Source organism: Brucella sp. LJL56 (genome assembly GCF_054871705.1).
On the sequence record NZ_JBTXLQ010000010.1, the window covers coordinates 1 to 17,924 of the forward strand.

Sequence of the window (17,924 nt, forward strand, 5' to 3'; positions counted from 1 at the left end):
CTTCATCCATGACTTCAAGCATGGCATCAGCGCGTTCTCCAACCATTCCATTCCGCTCCTATCGATGAAGGAGCTTATCTCGCGGCCTCATTCACAAAAGAAAAGGTGGGTTGTTCGTCGCGCTCACCGTTTGTCGTTCTTGTTATTGCCTGTGGTTTCGGCACGCTCGTGTTTATCAGCCAGATTATTTGAATCCGCGACGCTCTTCCCAAAGACGCCGGGGATATGCAGTCATCTTCGGTCATGTTATCCGCGATTTTGCACGGACAGATCCTATCAAAGGTTTTTCGAAGCAGAAGTGTAAAGGTGAACTGGACGCTTTGCCGTGCGTTCTTCTTGAACGTTACGGTACCCCTACAACAAGGCCACACAGGTTAAGGAAAGTCGAATAAAGCGAAAAGCTCAAAAAATCATCAATATCACGCGTCGCCTTGCTGGCATCGCTCGCATGCCGCGCCACACGAACCGCACTCGATGTAGCTACCATTGTTTCGTCTTCGAACTCTTCAGACGTTGCTAAAGGCGCGCGCTCATTATTGGGTTTGTAGTTTGTCCAAAGCTCCCTATCGGTTTCCCACGGCGGTTCAACGCGCTTTCCGTCCCGCCAGAACTGAACAACATTCTGCACATCAGGATCATGCCGATTGCGATAGAGCCAACGCAGTTCCGAGCCTGTATAGGGCCGCACCAATCTATTGCTGAAGAAACGCAACGTCTTGTTCACGACCTCATCCATGTCGATACCATCGAGGATAAAATGAACCCGTGTCTGACTGTCTTTCGCCCAATTCAAGCCAGCTTTGATTTTACGGCCAATGGCTGTCTCTGCATCTTTGAAGATTATACTTTTGCGGTCGCGCAATGCTATGCTTTCTGTATCAAGTATCGACTTATATTTCGAATGTTGAGCAACACTTTCGAAGAACTCGCCCTGCCGATCTGGCACCTTGAGGCCGACATTTTCCTTAAATAAAACCTCATCATTCGTCATCGCGTACTGGTCTATTGTGCTGATGTTTCGCGTTGAGTCTGACTCCGTAAAGAACGAATAATTTCTAGAGTAGTCAAAGCGTGAGTTCGAAAGTCCGTAAACGAGATCCCCGAGACAAAAGCCTTCATATGGTACAGATGGAAAAACCATGATCAATACTTATCCTTTGCGATGCGGGCCGTTTGGAAGAGCCGCGCCATATCTATCGAAAAGACAATTCTCCATAGAAGGCATATGAAGCGAAAGCTGGTACTTATTTGGGGGCAGAACAAGATTTGCAAAAAATCATACGCTATGGTCGAACGGATCGTGAGCATCATGCAGCTCGCAGGTTTCATCCCGGAAGGCGCAATGGCCTCTGAACATTAAAGGGGCACAGATATATGGTCGACGGACCATGGCGAGAACGGGATTGCGCGGATGCCGTTTTCGTCGAGTGTCAGGTTTTCTTCCCAGAGGTAATCGCCAGTCAGGTTCACATGCGCCCATGCGAGCGGTGACAAACTGGGGAGCAGATGATCCGGGATAGTCTGTCCCGTAATGGGTGCGCCCGTGTTCCAGATCCGCGAACTGGTCAAGGAGCATGGCATCAAAGTTCTTTCCTCCAATTATTCGCTCTACGGCGACATATCGCGGTGCATTGTGGATGCCATTGCGCAATTCAGCCCGCTTATTGAGAGGTCTATTCGATAGATGAGAATTTTGTCGATCTGTCCGGTTTCAACAATCGTTATGAATCCATAGCGGCAGAAATGCGCGCAACGGTGCGCCAGCACACAGGCATTCCAACACGCGTTGGCATTGGACCGACCAAGACCCCTCGCCAAATTCGCCAATTATACAGCAAAGAAAAATCCGATCTTTGGCGGCGTCTATGACTTTATGCAACCGCATGTTTTGGCATGGTGTCTGGAGCGGATTCCGGCTGGTGAAGTCTGGGGTGTGGGGCGCCAGACACAAGCCAAATTCTTCACTACCGGTATCACAACCACAGCAGGATCGCTGGATATGCCGCGCTAGCTCGCTCGCAAACTCGTTTCTGTGGTGCTTGAACGCCCTTGCCGAATTGCAGGGCATTCGGTGTTTGGGTCTATGCTGGGGCGCCACTTGGAATGTTCTGCGTCCCTTTAGAGCAATGCGGGGCGTCTGCTGACGTCCCGCTCCACAAGGTCATTTTTTTGGATTACACATATATTTTCTATTACCTGAGCACCACTCGCATAGCCCACCGTTGCAGGCAGCTATGCATGCCTGCCAACTGCTATATACACAGGCTCCTCGCGGTGCGGCTTCCGGTTTCGCTGACTTTGTCACATGGATGATTACCTGAGCTGGATGAGCCAACGGCAATGTCGGCGTGGTCTTAAATCCGGCGTTTGAACCCGCATAAGCTGTCGCGGCATTCATTAACGCCAATCCAACGATAAGGAATAGTGAGTACGGCTTCATGACGGTTTCCTAACTATTTCTAAGGAGCCTCCCGTTCTCATATTATACGCCCATTGCGGTGCGAACACACACCCAAGTCTGTAGCGGCGTCACGTCACTTTACACTTGTTTTCGGGTATATTCTGGCGTTCACGGTTAGGATCGGAGTACGTGTTAAGAGTTGCTACTTGGGTGTGTAAACCGGAAATCAAGATAATTCCACGCCATGTTTAGGGTATACCCTATGTGACCTAATGCAAGTTCTGGTAAAAGAAAACTCCAGCTCCGAGGGGAACGCCGGGGCGGCATGCTGCTAGGGGTATTGAACGGATCAGCCCAGTATATTCCTTTAGAATATCAGTTAGCAGATAAAAGAAAACTGGACACGTCTCCCAAGTTGTCGAGATAGGCTAAACCATAGTGAAGCAGAATATGTTGGGTTGGAGTGCTGCGTTGCAGGTTCACGGATGCGCTATATTATGAAGCGACGATGAGCGGCGGATTTATCCGTGTGCGATGATGACGGCCAAAAAGGCCGGGCCGTAGCGTTCGAGCTTTGTATCGCCGACACCGGGCACATCGGCCATCTGGGCGCGTGAGGCTGGTCTGGCAGTGGCCAGTTCGATCAGTGTGCGATCGTGGAAGATTACGTAGGGCGGGACATTTTGCGTGCGCGCGATCTCCAGCCGCTTCTCGCGCAGTGCCTGAAACAGCGCCTCATCACGCTCCGAAAGGGCGGATGTTACCGATTTTCCACGCGAAACAGGACCACGCGATGGCTTCGATTTCGACGGGCTACGCAACATGAGCGTCTGCTTTGCGCGCAAAAACTGCCTGCCTGTCTCCGAGATCGACAAACCGCCATGTCCGGCAAAGTCGACATCGATCAGCCGCTGCGCGACCAACTGACGTACGATCGCGCGCCAGGTGTGATTGTCATGCTCGCGGCCGATTCCGAAAGTGGAAATCTGGTCGTGGCCGAAACGGCTGATGCGCTCATCCTCGACGCCAAGAAGGACATCGACAATATAGGCTTGCCCGAACCGCTCCCCGGTTCTGTGAATGCAGGATAGTATTTTCTGCGCGGCTATTGTCCCATCGAAGAGGGTTGGTGGTTCGGCGCAGGTGTCGCAATTGCCGCATGGTTTGCATCGATCACCGAAATAAGACAGCAGCACCCGTCTGCGACAGTTCGCCGTTTCGGCGAGCCCAAGAAGTGTGTCGAGTTTCTGCCGTTCCATCCGCTTGCGCTGATCGGGCGCGCCGGATTCCTCGATGAAGCGGCTGCGCAGGACGATATCGTCATAACCGTAAAGCATCATCGCCTCGGCTGGCAGTCCGTCGCGCCCCGCGCGTCCTGTCTCCTGATAATAAGCTTCGATGCTTCCCGGCAGATCGATATGGGCTACGAAGCGTACATCCGGCTTATCGATGCCCATCCCAAAGGCGATCGTCGCCACCATGATGACCGCTTCGTCATGCTGGAACCGTGACTGGTTCGCCTCCCGCGCAGACTTCTCCATGCCGCCGTGATAAGAGAGGGCATCATAGTCCAGGCTGCGCAGCCATTCGGCTGTTTCTTCCGTCTTTCGTTTCGAAAGACAGTAAACGATACCGCTTTCGCCCTGGTGATCCTGTAGAAAACGTTTCAACTGCGCGCGGGGATTGTCCTTCTCCATGATCGCGTAGCGAATATTGGGACGGTCGAAACCGGTGATGAAGGCATCGCGCTTATCAATCTGCAGATGCGACAGAATTTCCGCACGGGTCGGTTCGTCGGCGGTCGCGGTCAACGCCATGCGTGGCGTATCGGGAAACTGCGCCGTCAACACATCAAGCTGGCGATAGGATGGCCTGAAATCATGCCCCCATTGCGACAGACAATGTGCTTCATCGATAGCGATCAGCGAGAGAGGCACCTTGCTCAAGCGTTGCAACGTATCCTGCCTGAGCAGGGTTTCAGGTGCGACATAGAGCAGATCAAGCGCCCCGGCATGGATATCACGCCACAGGGCCAGCCTGTCATCGCCAGCAAGGTCGGAATTGAGCGCCGCTGCCTTTATACCCGCCTGCCGGAGCGCGGAGACCTGATCAGCCATCAGCGCCAGCAGCGGTGAAACCACGATCCCCATGCCCGGCCGTGCAAGGGCGGGAATCTGATAGCATAGCGATTTGCCGCCGCCCGTCGGCATCAGGACGAATGCATTATTGCCTGCAATCGCGTGCGATACGATCTCCGCTTGCTGGCCACGGAAGGCATTGTATCCATAGATAGTTTTGAGAATATGGAACGGGTCGGTCGTCATCAGTTGTCAAGACATCATTTGTAGTTCAGATTCGGCAACCACATTCATAGCAGACATCAGCGGAAAACCAGTCCTTCATTGCAAGAAATGAAGCCAGCGATCATTCCGCTGGGGCCCGTCGCGGATTTCAACTTGACAAGTAGGAATGGGCTTTGAATATCTGAGTAACTCGGCCCGGTAACGAGTGGATAGGCGATCGTCTTCATAGAAGACACATAGCAAAAAATAATAAAATCAATTGTGAATTCAGGCTGATCGCGACTTTTACATTTCGAGTGTGGACAAAGCATGCTTCTCTTCAGTGAATGGAGCATGGCCGATCCAGTTAGCGCCTTCCCCTCCATTTTGGATGAAGGTTTCCAGATTGCTGTTCATGCTGACAGCGAGCAGCGAGTAACCGATTCCGGCTGTAGCGCGGCTGCCCGGCGGCAGCTTCGTCGATACCGAATGCAGACAGCCGGAGCAGAAGTAAGGTTCACGAGACGGTTCTGTTGCAAAAATCCGTTGAGCACGAAGTGCACCTTAAATTTGGCGCATCTATGCCGTTAGGGCCGCGAATTGCTGTTTGAGCGAGAGCGCTTTCGTTTCTGCAAAGATGCCCTGCTGCTGACGCATCATGTGAACCAGTTCGATGCCGGCAAGCGTGATGCTGGCAGCGGCCTCTGACTTGAAGCCGAGCATGGATCGGATGCGCCGTTTAACGCGGCGATGATCCTATTTGATGGCATTGTTCATGTATTTACTGGGCCGGATAGCGATGGGGTTGCCAGCCTGTAACAACCGGTTCTCTGTGTCGCACTGCATGATTGCCGTGCGGTTGGTTTGGCTGGCGTCAATGGCGATCTACTTCGGTCTGCCGTGGCGGGTTAAGGCCTTGCGCAGAAAGTGCCTTGCAGCCTGGAGATTGCAGCTTCTGCTCAACAGGAACTCGACCGTATTGCCGTTGCTATCTATGGCACAATCCAGATAAAGCCACTCGCCTTTGACTTTTACATAGGTTTCGTCGAGATTCCATTTGCGCGTGACCTGGTGCTTCCTGCGATTGAAACGCTCAAACAGTTTGGGACTGAAATGCAAGACCCAGCGATGCACTGTTGAATGATTGATAGCAGTGCCACGCTCGGCCATCATTTCCTTCAGATTACGGAGACTGAGATTGTAAGCCAGATACCACCTCAAGCACTACGGACCGTCATGCTCGTTGAACTGGCGCCCCTTGAGCATCGAACGTTCCCGGTTCCGCAAAATCCTGACCATTCCAAGCACTACCCATAACATAAGCGCTATTGCTGATCCAACATTGTTCGGTTCCCAAGGCAGTGTTCACTGCGAGTAAATGAAAAGGGCGGCCCTGGCCGCCCTTTTCGTGTGTTCATGGCTCTGGGATTTCACCGGGTCGATAGTTCGGCAATCGGCTGGCCGGTAGGATTGCTATCAGGGCAAGACCTGCCATGACAAGGAAGCCGATTTTAAGAGCGAGCAGACGCGACTCTGTATTGATCCGCAGCGCTTCGGCTTTCTGCTCCGGTGTTGCAGAGGTCGCGTTTATAACGCTTTCCAGTTGGTCGTTGCTGACGAATGTAATGCTGTCCAGATTGACTTCCGATTGTATCTCTATCGGCAAGGTCGGATTCTGGGCCAGTTGTCGCATAACGGAGCTGCCAAGCAGGCCAACAAGCAAAGCTCCGGCAACGGCAGTACCTACTGCGGCCGCCAGATTGTTTGTGGTTCCACGCAAGGAACCGACGTCTCCGGCAAGTTCCTTAGGTGATGCTGTGACCAGCACATTGAACAGAAGTGTGACCAGTGAACCTTGTCCGATTCCAAACAGGATCAGACCGAACAGAACCGGGACCGCACTCCAGTCATTGCGCACGACAAAGGCCAGCCAGATAAGAGCCACCGCGCAAAGACCAAACCCGAAACGGCCGATTTGGCGGGGTGTGAGTTTGCCATAGGTCCGTACGATCAGCATGGCAGCAAAGAAGACCGTCAGGTTGAACGGAAGCATGGCGATTGCAGTCGCCAACGGCGAGCGCCCCTGGACAATCTGGATATAAAGCGGGACTGAGAAATTAAGTGCAGCTTCCAACGCAACGACCGCAAACATGGCAAATACAGCAGCGCGTTCTTGCGGCGAATCCAGAACCTGAAGCGGCAGCAGAGGCGTCTTGCCATTCGCCTCGCGGCGACGGGTCCATAAAAAGAAGGCCTGTCCCAGTATAATACCGAGGACAATGAGGATCGGCGCAGGGGAGAGACCCAGAACATTGAAAGGAGCTGTCGGCCTCGCAAGCATAAGTCCCCAGCCGTTCAGATTGTTGAACCCGAAGCTGATGGAAATGATGGCTGTCGCAGCGAGTAAAACCCCGACTATATCAATCTTTACGTCGGGCCGTCCACGATCAGGCTTCAGGCGAAAGCTAAGAATGAGGACCAGCGCGGACACGGCAATGAGAATGCTGAAAACAGGCCGCCAACCAATAAATGTTCCAAGCACGCCGCCGATCAGGAAGGCCAAAACGCCAGCACCAGCACGCGCGGAACCCAATGCGCCAAGTGCGGTTGCCTGTTGATTGCCATGGTAATTTTCTGCGATCAGGGCAACAAGCGCGGGCACGATGACGGCACCGGCTGCACCGCACAGCGCCTGAGCAGTAATCATGGCAGTCGCGTTGGGGCTTAACGTCATTAGGATCTGCGCAAGGCCGAACACGATGACGGCCAGCCGGAAGACCTGCAAGGCGCCAAAACGTTGCACAAGTTTGGCACCGAGCATGACGAAGCCTGCCACGATCATGGAATAGGCCACGATGCCGGTAGCCACGACCGTTGGCGCAACGCCGAAACTTTCGACCATGCCACCCAGCGCGACCGGCAGGGAGGCGACATTGAAAGACATGATGGCCTGGCCGAAAGCAATGGCGATCATTGGAACCCATGAATTGCGTTCTTCGGCATGTAATGCGGGCGTAGAAACTGCCATAACCGTTTTTCCCTCTCGCAATTAGTCAGATCGATGTAGCTACCTTGGAAACTAACTAGGTCGCAGGCGATGACATGAGCAAATCGAGCCCAAGCCGCTGTGACAGAAATTGCGCGGTCAACTGTCCCCTGACGCTGTTTCCGGCATCATCCAGTGGAGGGGCGAATGTGCCGAGACCGCCTTTGCCGGGCGAGACGGTGACAATGCCGCCGCCGATGCCGCTTTTCCCGGGCAGCCCAATCTCGTAGAGCCAGTCTCCGGAAGTTTCGTAAAGTCCGGCAGTGAGCATCACGGCAAGGGCATAATGGCAGACATCCGGCTTGACGACCTGTTCCTTTGTCAGCGGATTGACCCCGCCATGCGCCAGTGTAGCACCCATAACCGCGAGATCTCTGGCACTGACGTTCAGCGAACATTGCCTTGTGTAGAGCTCTACAGCTTCAACGGGATTGCTATAGATGCGCCCTGTGCTCTCCAGCATCCAGGCGATGCTGCGGTTGCGGAAATTCGTTTCAGAAGCCGAAACGTAGACCTCTTCATTGACGGAAAGATTGCGTCCGGCAAAGCGAGACAAGCCCTCGTGTATAAAACGCCATTTTTCGTCTTCGGTCTTGCCCGGCACCAGACTTGTAGTTGCAATGGCTCCGGCATTAACCATCGGATTGGTGCGCCCATCCTTGTCGCGTTCGATGCCGGCAAGCGAATTGAAGGCATAACCTGTCGCATTCACGCCCAACCGCTCGCGCGCGCCTGTTGGGCCGATCAGATCGCAGATAAGTGCAAAAATGAATGGCTTAGAAACGCTCATGACGGTGAATTCATGATCAGCATCGCCGACCGCGAATACATGACCGTCTACGCTAACAACGCATATACCGAACAAGTTCTCCGATACGTTTGCCAAGGCCGGATATACTTGTGAATTTTTGCCAAGTGAAACGCTGCTAAACCGTTCATGCGCTTCGGTCACAAGCTTTGCGACGCGATCAGCGGGTGGTAATCTGCCCGTGGAGATGAATGTGGCATCGGGATCGACAAGGGGATTAAGCAGTTCCATGCAAGTCCCTTTCGTGCTGCCTTAAGGCTAAGATACTAAAAAATATCAGAACTTTGTGATCTGATCATAACTTCTATCGACTTACAATAAAAATCAATTTCAATTGAAACATAATGAATAGCCAATGCATTTCAACGCTTCTGATCATTGAATCTACTAATCCTTGGTACAGTTGTATGAAGATGCATTATAACCGCTGGAGAAAAATACCAAGGATTGCAACAAATCCAAGCGGGCGATTGGAGACAAGCAGCACCAAAACTACGCCTACTAGACCCAGCGGGGCTACACTTACGACAAGAAATGTCAAAGGAAAATGACGAAGCTGGAACATGGGCACCGTCAGCATGATCACTATCATAACTGATACGACCGCCATAACGGACGCGAAGGATGCGGCGCTCTCTTCGACTGTGCCGCCTGTCTCAATGCGGTAACCCTGTGGCCAAGTTTTAATCAACGCCGAAACGTTTGGCTCCAGTTGCTGTACAACTGTTTCTGATAGCGTTCCTTCGACAATATCCGATTGCACGGTCAGATTGGGTGTTCGGTTACTTCGCCAGACCAATGGATATGTCTGCTCGAATTCGAAGGACTCAATTTGACTGAATGGGACCGTATTTCCACCGGTAGAGATACCTGAACGGTACGGAGTGTATTGAGTGAAACACACTGCTCATCCGTCGCATGCAGCATCACATTGACAAGATAAATGTCGTCGCACACCTGGGTCACAAGCTCGCCTGTAATCACTATATTCAAAACACGACCGATTGCTTCGGTGGACAGTCCAAGCAACCGAACCTTGTCCTGATCTATACGCACCTGAATTTTGCGATAGGGCTCAACCCATTCATAATTTACTGTTTTCGTCAGAGAATTGCCCGCAATGACTTCTACAAGCTTATAGGCAATGTCTCGGACCGTTTCCAGATCAGGTCCGAGTACACGGTATTGGATTGGCCAACCCACGGGAGGCCAAGCTCCAAAGGAGAAACCTGACTGACAACGTTGGGAAATTGTTCAGCAAGAAGCTTTGTAAGCTTTTCCTGCAAACGAAGTCTTGCATCGATATCCTTGGTGACTGCGATAGCTTGCCCAAAAAAATCGTTCGTCAGTTTTGCGTCGAGAGGCAGATAGAAACGTATCGCACCACGATCGACGTGACCACTCCAACGAGCGACGTCGGGATATTCCTTCAACGAAGCGACAAGCCGCTCCATTGCTCGTTCGGTCGCGTAAATGGACGAATTTTGAGGCAGTTCCAAATCAACAAGAAGTTCAGGTCGGTCTGATACCGGGAAAAATTGGCGGGGGATCAATGGTAGCAAAACGAATGACAGTACGAACAGCCCGCGCGATTATTGCAATCGTCAGCCATCGACCGGCTCGCGCAACAGAAATAAAGCGACGATAAGTGCGCATAACGCGGCCCGGTTCCCCATTCGCCTTTTTTAGTTGACTTGAGGACATAAAGACCAATCAGAGGCGCGAGAACAACAGTCATTACTTGCGTCATCTTCGCCGTTTGAAACGCGCTTATGCTGCGAAGCGCGACGATCTGTTGACGCAGTTTCAGCCCCAATGCGGCACTGAGAATATCATTGCAACGGGTTTGGCCGTCCTACTAGAGCTCCCCCAACGGCGCGCCAGACTTGACCATTGCACGGGAGCTGCTCCTTTTGGCATGCTCCCCCTGATACGCTCTGGAAGAATCTCGCTGGTGCGGGCTTCTAATAGGAGTTGCCACCTCGTCGACAAAAGGCCTCGAAAGATATTGCGGCCGCTTGATCGACATCACCCAACGTTTCCGTAGCGATTGAAGCCTGTTCTAAATAGGCAAGAGATGCCGTCAAACTTGCCACAGATCCGATATTGGCGGTACTGTCTCCCTATGCAAGCCTGAAGACTGCTTGGTGTTGATCGGAAGGTCAGTACTTAACCAACTCACGATCATTAAAAAGGCTTTCAACGCCATGAATTCAAGTTAAACCTGAGCCGCGACAATCGTTCCCTGAGCGACTGCTACGAGCGTCTTGTCACAAACAACCTTGCATTGACACACAGCTTGTCGCTTCCCCGTGCTTAATGTCCTTGCATGTGCAAGCAATGTGCCGCCTTTCGCAGGTCGAACAAAATTAATCTTGAATTCAGCGGTAAGCGCATCACCACCAAGAGCCAGCCCTCCCGCAAATGTAAGCGCGTTATCTGCCAGATAGCTGATCACGCCCCCATGAACAAAGCCGTGTTGCTGGGTATGATGCTCGCGGATAATCAGAGAGATATTTGCACTACCATCACCGACACCAACGAGTTCAGCACCCAGATACTGGCTGAAGGGCTGACTTAGAAATATCCCTCTGGCCAATTCTTCCAGATTCATCGTTCGGTTCTCCTTTCCTGCTGAAAGCCCACCCTCATTAGGTATGATCGCTTGCGGCCTATCCTAGAAACAACGCTCATTGCCGGATTGAAGGCGATGGCACATCAACGTCGGCGTTCATGAACCTATTCCTGTTTCAGGCATTCCTCTCCGCTTTCAGATCGGGACGGAAACCTGCTCGGACTGCCCCTTAAATGAAATCGGGCACGATAGCCCAACTTAGACTGGATTTGCGCACCAGCTATGTAGTCGACTTCGATCTGTTGACCGTAATCCAGTCAATGACTGAGCGCGTGAGTAGCATATTTTCTTCAGACAGACCGGGCCTGATATGGGCAACGAACTCAACTTCTGGCAGGGGCGGCAGTGACTGATTGTGGTCTGCAGTTTGTAGTTTTGCCGGGATGGAACTGGAATTCAGCGGCGTGACCGCCAAGCCAGCCGCTGCCATCGCCGTCAAACTGCCGAGGCTGGGGCTGACACTGACTATCGTCCATTTATAGTTTTTTGCAGCCAGTGCGACAAGAGCAGCGTCCCGATAGGGACACGGTTCAGGAAAAACTGCGAGTGGGACGGTTGCTCCAGTTTCGAGCGGAGTCTTTCCGATTACCCATCTGAGCGGCTCATTCCACAGATGGATACCGGATGGGTCGCCCCGACATCGACAACCTATAATCAGATCCAGTTCGCCCTTGTCCATTGATTCCAGCAAAGTGGTCGTATTCGAAATCTGGATTTCCAATGTTCGTTCTGAACGAGAGTCCTGAAACCTCTTCAGTACAGATGGCAGCCAGGTGCTCGTCAAGTCATCGGATGCGCCAATCCGCAGATGAACCGCATTGGCGCTGCCTTTCATAAGCGTTCGCGCTTCCTCGCTCAGGCGCAGGATCGCCTTTGCGTAACCTAGCAGCGCCTGTCCTTGCAGGGTTAGGGCCACCGTGCGGGTATTGCGCTCGAAAAGAACGCTTCCCGCCTGTTCCTCCAGCCGCCGGATATGGGCGCTGACGGCGGATTGCGTCAAGTTGAGTTGCTGCCCTGCCTTTGTAAAACTCGATAGGCTGGCGACTGCCTCGAAGGTCCGCAACAGTACAATATCGAACACTGTTTCACCTCGGATCGTCATGAATAGCATGATGATAAATCGTTTCTCATGATCAATAAAGTTTGGTTCACTCTTTTTCGGCGGGAGATAGGAGGTCGTCAGCATGTTGCTGGAAACCTGGATACCGTTCATCCTCGCCACGCTAGCGTTCGCTTTCATGCCGGGCCCGGCCATTTTATATATGTCAGCGCAAACCCTGGCTTACGGGCAAAGAGCCGGCTTGTTGGCAGCCCTCGGTATTCATCTGGGTTGCTACGTTCATATTGCGGGAGCCTCTGCCGGGCTGGCCGCACTCCTGCACCATGCCCCCGCGCTCTATTCATTCCTGCGACTGGCGGGAGCGTTCTATATGCTGTGGCTGGGCGGAAGAATGATGTATGCCTCCGTCGCGGAGGAAAAAACCGAAATCCCCGCGCGGCGCAGACGTGTCTTGCGCGACAGCATCGTAGTTGAAATCCTCAATCCGAAGACTGCTGTGTTTTTCCTGACGTTCCTGCCCCAATTCGTCGATCCGCAAGGAGCGATGCCCAGTTGGCTTCAGTTCCTGCTGCTTGGTATCATCGTGAACGGTGCTTTCTCGCTCGGCGATCTTGTCTCGGTGATCATCACCTCTTTCGTGTCTCCACGGGTTACGTCTTCCGGTTCCGCGAACTGGATGTCGAAGATCAGTGGCGGCATCCTTGTCGGGCTAAGCACCGCGATCATGGTGCGTTTGGTTTGATCGGAACCATGGCGCCAATGACGATTATCGAAAGGAGAAGAGATGAACATCTGCGGAGGATTTCTTGCTGCGGCTCTGATTGTCATAACCACAGACACGCCTACGATGGCGGCGGACCACGCGTGGAAGGTCTACGTCAACGCACGCTTTGGTTATTCCATCTGTTATCCGGCCGATCTTTTGACTGTCCAGTTTAGATCGGACAATGGCGACGGCGCTGTATTTTCCAGTAAGTCGGGTGCCGAATTGCGGGTATGGGGCAGGTACAACGTTCTGGAACAGGGCATGAACACAATCATTGCGGGTCTTGCCGGCGAAAATGCCGTCGTCAGCTATCGTCACTCGACGGAGAACTGGGCTGTGGTCTCCGGTAAAAAGAACAGCGCCGTCTTCTATGCCGAGGTACTGCTGGAGCACAATACGGCGCATAACATCGACACCGTGCGCATCTTTCGGCTGACTTATCCCACTGGCGGGGCGAAAATCTATGACGCGGTAGCCGAGAGGCTGGCGAAATGCTTCAGGCCGACTGGAAAAGGCATTGACGACGGATTGCAACCGTCCCCCTTCCAATCGCTGCAATGACAAGGGTGATACGAAAAAGGCGACACAACAAGGATGAAACAATGAAACGATTGCTGCTCGCACTTTCCGTGTTCGTCATCGGATCGCAGATGGCAAGTCCCGTAACGGCTGCCGACAAGCTGTTTGCGCAAGCCACCGAGACTGTCGATGAGCTCAAAGAGCTCTTCGACAAGACAGGAAACAATTGCCTGCACAGCCGCAGCCACGACGTAAAAGTGGTTGTCTCTTGCGCATCAATGAGGATATACGGCCTTGCTCTCAATGAAAGGGACTGGTGCTACGGACACCGCGATGAAGCGAACGCACAGATGGACTGGCACCGCTGCGACGCAAGTTCCGAACGTTTTTCGCTCGACACGTTGATCGAAGTCGGGAAGTAAATGACAATGCTGAAGCCGATCTTCGTTTTCCTCATCAGCCTTCTCCTGCTCGTGCCGGTCTGCCTATTCGTCGGATACGGGATTGGCGAAATCATCGCGGCTTTTGTCTATCCTGTAAGTGGGGCGCCTGACAGGTTCAGAGAAGATCGCGAATTGTTCGCCGGCGTATACGGCATCATGTTCATCGGCGGATTTCTGTATCTCGCTTCCGCTGCCTTTGCCGTGTTCTGTCTAATCAAAGCGATCCGCAAGAGACGGATATGATATTGCAAGGTACCGTGTAGTTGCTTCATTAATCTGTCGTCGTGAAAGCTACGTGAACGGTTTGGAAAACTCTTTATATAAGGAGGGCAGACGTTAGACGCCGCGAAACCGCTTACCGGCAACAGCGCCAACTTGTCCGAAGCGTACTGATTGACTGGGGCAAAACGCATGTCGGCGTTTCTGTGCTTGATCTAGCGCTATCCCACAACACTACAGATACTACCGCACAAACATGAAGCTTACATAAGGTCAGTTCACCGACTTGACCGCCAGTCAGAAACTTTAATGACTGCTGCTACTTTTTTTGTCATCGGCACCGCTGGCAATTGCCGCATGTATTTCGCGCCTTGGCTTTTTAAGCCGGAAGAACTCGATGATAGTCGGCTGTGTCCCCCATCTTAAAGAACGATACTGGAGGGCTGGCTGGGCGCTAGTGTTGCTTCGGCTTCTTGTCAGTCCATTCGGGTGGTAATCCGAATTTGGCCGAGATAACTCCCTGCACGCCGGGTTGCCGACCGAACGCTTCACATGCAGCGTGTTTTGGCTTTCCACCGAACCAGGACTGGACGCGGCTCCTCGATGGGACTGAAATGTCCAGCAGTTTCGGTCCTCGACCCTTGATCAACAGTTCAGAAAAATCGCTCGCAAATTTTGTAGCCTGGCTATAGGCATCCCCGACGTTTGAGTAACGCGGTTTGTCCTGTATGAAATTCGCACCGCGACCCCATATAATTGCGGCACGCTGTACATTGAGCTTATCTACGGCTTCTGCCTCGACAGTGAGGCCGCCGAGGCCAAACGGTATGCGAGGTATACCAACAAATGGAATGTTTTCGGGAAGCGCAAAGCCTCCCCCTACGCTGACGACAGTCGCTGCTGCGGCCACATTTTTATTCGTTGGCACTAGATCTGTGACGACGGATCGTATCGTTAAGTCCGCCGGTTGATCAAAAGGAACCATTTGGTACTTGTCGCTCAGTGCAACGCATAATACCCGATCAAGTGCGTTGGATACCAGAGAACGGTCAGCTTGCGATTTCACCCTTGACGCTGCATCCGAGGTATAGCTCGTGGGAACTATCCTCACGGTCTTCACCTGGGACAAATATCCACTGTCAACATAATTCCGTCGCTTCTTGCCAAGCTTTCCCTCCACAGCGCCAAGGTTGTTGTAGGACGTAAGCGTCCCACCTTCTTTTAGAGGCATTGAGGTACAACCCATGACGGTGATGAGTATGCTTGCTGTAAGAATGAGAAAAGAACGCCGTGGTAGTTGGTATACTAAACGACTGACGAGACGTAGATTGCTGCGCACTTTCGGTGGCCTCCAATATTAGGTTCGGAGGGACAGTCGGAGCTAAGGATTGCCGCAGCATTACAAAGACGAACTATCGAAAGAATTTGACCCTATAGCTTGAAAAATCGGGACAGGAGCCGGATGCAACCAAAGTGAGCATGTATTCACCGCACTCAAAGTTCAATTGTAATCGTCGTGCCTTGTCGACCGCTTTGCATCAGGATGCGTCCGCTGTGATTGGCGACGATCTGCTTGACCAGGCTCAGACCAAGTCCGGCGCCTCGACTTTTTGGCGTTACGCGGTAAAACGGTTCGAAGACCAGTTCCTGATGTTCGGCAGGTATACCAGGTCCCTGATCGGCCACAGCAACCGCACCATTCGCTGAAACCGAAACCAAAATCTCTCCCCGGCCTTCACAGTGATCGATCGCATTGCGAATGAGATTGTTAACGGCTCTTGTCAAGGCCATAGCGTTACCCCCACGTTCCAGCGTTTCGACGCCGCTGTGAAACGAAATCTGATAGCCTGCGGCGATCGCGAATGGCGCAATTTCTGCTACTGCCGTACGTGCAATTTCGACCAGGTCTACGCACCCACCCACGTCTACGGCGTGATCGTTCCGCTCAAAATCGAGGAGTTGTTCGGCGGTGTCGGTCAAGCGCGCAACATCGTCCAACAAACGCCTGCGCTCGTGGCCCTCCATCATTCCATCGATCCGTGTCTGCATGATTGCTATTGGCGTTCTGAGCTCATGAGCGGCGTCGATCAAGAAGCGCTGGCGTTTCCTGGCCTCGCTCTCAAGGCGTTCGAGTGTTCCATTGAAAGCCGTCACAAGAGGGGCGACTTCCTTGGGGATGCTATTTATAGGCAGGCGTATTCCATGACGGCGCGGGTCGATTTGCGTCGCCTTTTCAGCGACACCACTGACTGGTGCAAGCGCGCAACCCACGATTCTCGGAACTGCAAGAAAAATTGCTGGCAGAGCCACCGCGAGCAACGAGGCATATATTGGATATGCCCTTGCGAGAATAGCTAAAACGGGCGAGCCAGTATCAGCTACACCACCAAACAAAATTCGGACATCGCCTATGGCTGTTTCGACACTATCAATCGTCGCTACTTCGTTTGTCTTGCCAGATCCACGTATATCAGCGTCGCTGAACAGTTGAACCATATGTGCAAGCTCTGCATAGGCCGGGGGGATGGAACCATAAGACACCGACACGCCTTCCGTTGTGCCCGCCACGTACCAGAGTGACCTGTTCTCCTTCTTGAGCGCCGTGAGTTCCTGCGTCTCGCGCAACGCCAGACGTCCATGATCGTCGCGTGTTGCAGCCCCGGCGATCGCTGAACCAACCGCATCTTCCATTGCGATGTTTGGGGACATGATCGTTGCGGCCCACGCGCAAAGACCAAGGATTACCGCACCAACAACGGCAACGATGACCAGGCTGAGCTGCCAGCTCAGTCTCCACCAAAGCGAAGGATTTGATTTCCAGGTTCGCAGCATTAATCTTCTTTCAGGAGGTATCCGACGCCCCGAATGTTGTGAATCGTAACGCCAGAACGAGAATCCGCCAGACGTTTCCTCAATCTCGAGATATGGGCATCAAGAGCATTGGACTGGATTTCTTCTTCGTAATTATAAACTGCTTCTTCTAGTGTCGACCGGAGCACAGTCTTGTTCTTCCGCTTGACGAGTGCGATGAGTACCAGAAGCTCGCGCCTGGGAACATCGAATTGCGCAGAGTTTATAGCAACGTTTTGATGCAACGGGTCGATTACCATGCGCCCGGCAATAATCTCTGATTCTACGATGTTGGTCGGCCGCCGGAGGACTGCGCGTACGCGCGCCATGAGTTCGTCGACGAGGAACGGTTTCCCTATGTAGTCGTCGGCACCCATGTCTAATCCCTCGACTCGTTCCAGTGGTTCGTTCCGTGCGGTCATGACAATAATCGGAGTACCTCTTCCGGAATGTCGCAACTTCGGGACGAACATCAGTCCCTCGCCATCCGGGAGGCGCCGATCCAGGAGGATGACGTCGTACTCGTTCTGGAGAGCCAATTCATAGGCGTCTGCGAGATGCGTTGTGTGGTCAGTGAGGATACCGTGCTTACCGAGCGCGACTGCTAGTGCTGCAGCGAGTTCCTTTTCATCTTCAACCAAAAGAAATCTCATCGTGTTCGCTACCCTTTCAGCCCTCACCGTCAGCCATTTGGATTGCAGCAACATTACGCGGAAAAACGGCGACCGGTAATGCTGCTGCAATGATCGAGCCCCTTAATCCGGGCCAATCGGCATAACATGCGAGAACGAGTGGAGCGTGATCGCATCGGACCATAAGGAGGATCATAATGGCATCAAAATGGACAAGGAATGGGGCTATTGCGGCGGTACTGTTAAGAGGTGTGGGGATTTTT

At 52.8% G+C, this 17,924-nt stretch carries 17 protein-coding genes and 2 pseudogenes; 6 read left to right on the forward strand and 13 right to left on the reverse strand.

What is annotated here, in order from left to right; translation table 11 throughout:
* Positions 1–343: 343 nt before the first annotated feature.
* Positions 344–1,141: a hypothetical protein gene (locus ACYSN1_RS20410; RefSeq protein ID WP_461727347.1), complete on the reverse strand. Its 798-nt coding sequence runs from the start codon at positions 1,139–1,141 to the stop codon at positions 344–346.
* 215 nt (positions 1,142–1,356) lie between these two features.
* Positions 1,357–1,581: a hypothetical protein gene (locus ACYSN1_RS20415; protein ID WP_461727423.1), complete on the reverse strand. Its 225-nt coding sequence runs from the start codon at positions 1,579–1,581 to the stop codon at positions 1,357–1,359.
* Between the two features lie 120 nt (positions 1,582–1,701).
* On the opposite strand from ACYSN1_RS20415, the gene ACYSN1_RS20420 reads away from it, so the two are divergent.
* Both ACYSN1_RS20420 and ACYSN1_RS20425 read left to right on the forward strand, forming a co-directional pair.
* Positions 1,702–1,869 (forward strand): hypothetical protein, encoded by a 168-nt coding sequence (locus ACYSN1_RS20420; RefSeq protein ID WP_461727418.1) that lies wholly within the window; start codon positions 1,702–1,704, stop codon positions 1,867–1,869.
* 4 nt (positions 1,870–1,873) lie between these two features.
* Positions 1,874–2,011, forward strand: a complete 138-nt coding sequence (locus ACYSN1_RS20425) for a hypothetical protein (protein WP_461727348.1) — start codon at positions 1,874–1,876, stop codon at positions 2,009–2,011.
* 911 nt (positions 2,012–2,922) lie between these two features.
* Here the strand turns inward: ACYSN1_RS20425 and recQ are convergent.
* From recQ to ACYSN1_RS20465, 8 genes and pseudogenes are all read right to left on the reverse strand, one after another.
* Positions 2,923–4,725 (reverse strand): DNA helicase RecQ, encoded by a 1,803-nt coding sequence (recQ, locus tag ACYSN1_RS20430; protein ID WP_461727349.1) that lies wholly within the window; start codon positions 4,723–4,725, stop codon positions 2,923–2,925.
* A 537-nt stretch (positions 4,726–5,262) separates the two neighbouring features.
* Positions 5,263–5,904 (reverse strand): annotated as a pseudogene (locus ACYSN1_RS20435) (IS6 family transposase).
* A 193-nt stretch (positions 5,905–6,097) separates the two neighbouring features.
* Positions 6,098–7,711 (reverse strand): MFS transporter, encoded by a 1,614-nt coding sequence (locus ACYSN1_RS20440; RefSeq protein ID WP_461727350.1) that lies wholly within the window; start codon positions 7,709–7,711, stop codon positions 6,098–6,100.
* Positions 7,712–7,766: 55 nt separating this feature from the next.
* Positions 7,767–8,768 carry a glutaminase A gene (gene glsA / locus ACYSN1_RS20445; protein ID WP_461727351.1) on the reverse strand — a complete coding sequence of 334 codons (1,002 nt, stop codon included), beginning with the start codon at positions 8,766–8,768 and terminating at the stop codon, positions 7,767–7,769.
* Between the two features lie 187 nt (positions 8,769–8,955).
* A pseudogene (locus ACYSN1_RS20450) lies at positions 8,956–9,740 on the reverse strand (efflux RND transporter permease subunit).
* A complete protein-coding gene (locus ACYSN1_RS20455) occupies positions 9,665–9,991 on the reverse strand; it encodes a hypothetical protein (RefSeq protein ID WP_461727424.1) in 327 nt (108 codons plus the stop codon). Before ACYSN1_RS20455 ends, ACYSN1_RS20450 begins: the two are co-directional and overlap by 76 nt.
* A gap of 764 nt (positions 9,992–10,755) precedes the next feature.
* On the reverse strand, positions 10,756–11,151 hold the full coding sequence (locus ACYSN1_RS20460) for a PaaI family thioesterase (RefSeq protein ID WP_461727352.1): 396 nt from the start codon (positions 11,149–11,151) through the stop codon (positions 10,756–10,758).
* Positions 11,152–11,392: 241 nt separating this feature from the next.
* Positions 11,393–12,385 (reverse strand): LysR substrate-binding domain-containing protein, encoded by a 993-nt coding sequence (locus ACYSN1_RS20465; protein WP_461727353.1) that lies wholly within the window; start codon positions 12,383–12,385, stop codon positions 11,393–11,395.
* Here ACYSN1_RS20465 and ACYSN1_RS20470 point away from each other — a divergent pair.
* From ACYSN1_RS20470 to ACYSN1_RS20485, 4 genes are read left to right on the forward strand one after another with little or no spacing between them, the layout of a single operon-like run.
* Positions 12,357–12,974, forward strand: a complete 618-nt coding sequence (locus ACYSN1_RS20470) for a LysE family translocator (RefSeq protein WP_461727354.1) — start codon at positions 12,357–12,359, stop codon at positions 12,972–12,974. The two genes, ACYSN1_RS20465 and ACYSN1_RS20470, sit on opposite strands and share 29 nt — an antisense overlap.
* A gap of 42 nt (positions 12,975–13,016) precedes the next feature.
* A complete protein-coding gene (locus ACYSN1_RS20475) occupies positions 13,017–13,559 on the forward strand; it encodes a cupin domain-containing protein (protein ID WP_461727355.1) in 543 nt (180 codons plus the stop codon).
* Between the two features lie 41 nt (positions 13,560–13,600).
* The gene (locus tag ACYSN1_RS20480) at positions 13,601–13,939 is read left to right on the forward strand and encodes a hypothetical protein (protein WP_461727356.1); all 339 of its coding nucleotides are present in this window, start codon (positions 13,601–13,603) and stop codon (positions 13,937–13,939) included.
* On the forward strand, positions 13,940–14,203 hold the full coding sequence (locus ACYSN1_RS20485) for a hypothetical protein (protein ID WP_461727357.1): 264 nt from the start codon (positions 13,940–13,942) through the stop codon (positions 14,201–14,203).
* 430 nt (positions 14,204–14,633) lie between these two features.
* Here ACYSN1_RS20485 and ACYSN1_RS20490 read toward each other — a convergent pair whose 3' ends face one another.
* From ACYSN1_RS20490 to ACYSN1_RS20500, 3 genes are all read right to left on the reverse strand, one after another.
* A complete protein-coding gene (locus ACYSN1_RS20490; RefSeq protein WP_461727419.1) occupies positions 14,634–15,425 on the reverse strand; it encodes a DUF3313 domain-containing protein in 792 nt (263 codons plus the stop codon).
* Between the two features lie 248 nt (positions 15,426–15,673).
* Positions 15,674–17,011, reverse strand: coding sequence for a sensor histidine kinase (locus ACYSN1_RS20495; protein WP_461727358.1), 1,338 nt, complete (start codon positions 17,009–17,011; stop codon positions 15,674–15,676).
* Positions 17,011–17,682, reverse strand: coding sequence for a response regulator transcription factor (locus tag ACYSN1_RS20500; protein WP_461727420.1), 672 nt, complete (start codon positions 17,680–17,682; stop codon positions 17,011–17,013). Before ACYSN1_RS20500 ends, ACYSN1_RS20495 begins: the two co-directional genes overlap by 1 nt.
* Positions 17,683–17,924: the final 242 nt, after the last annotated feature.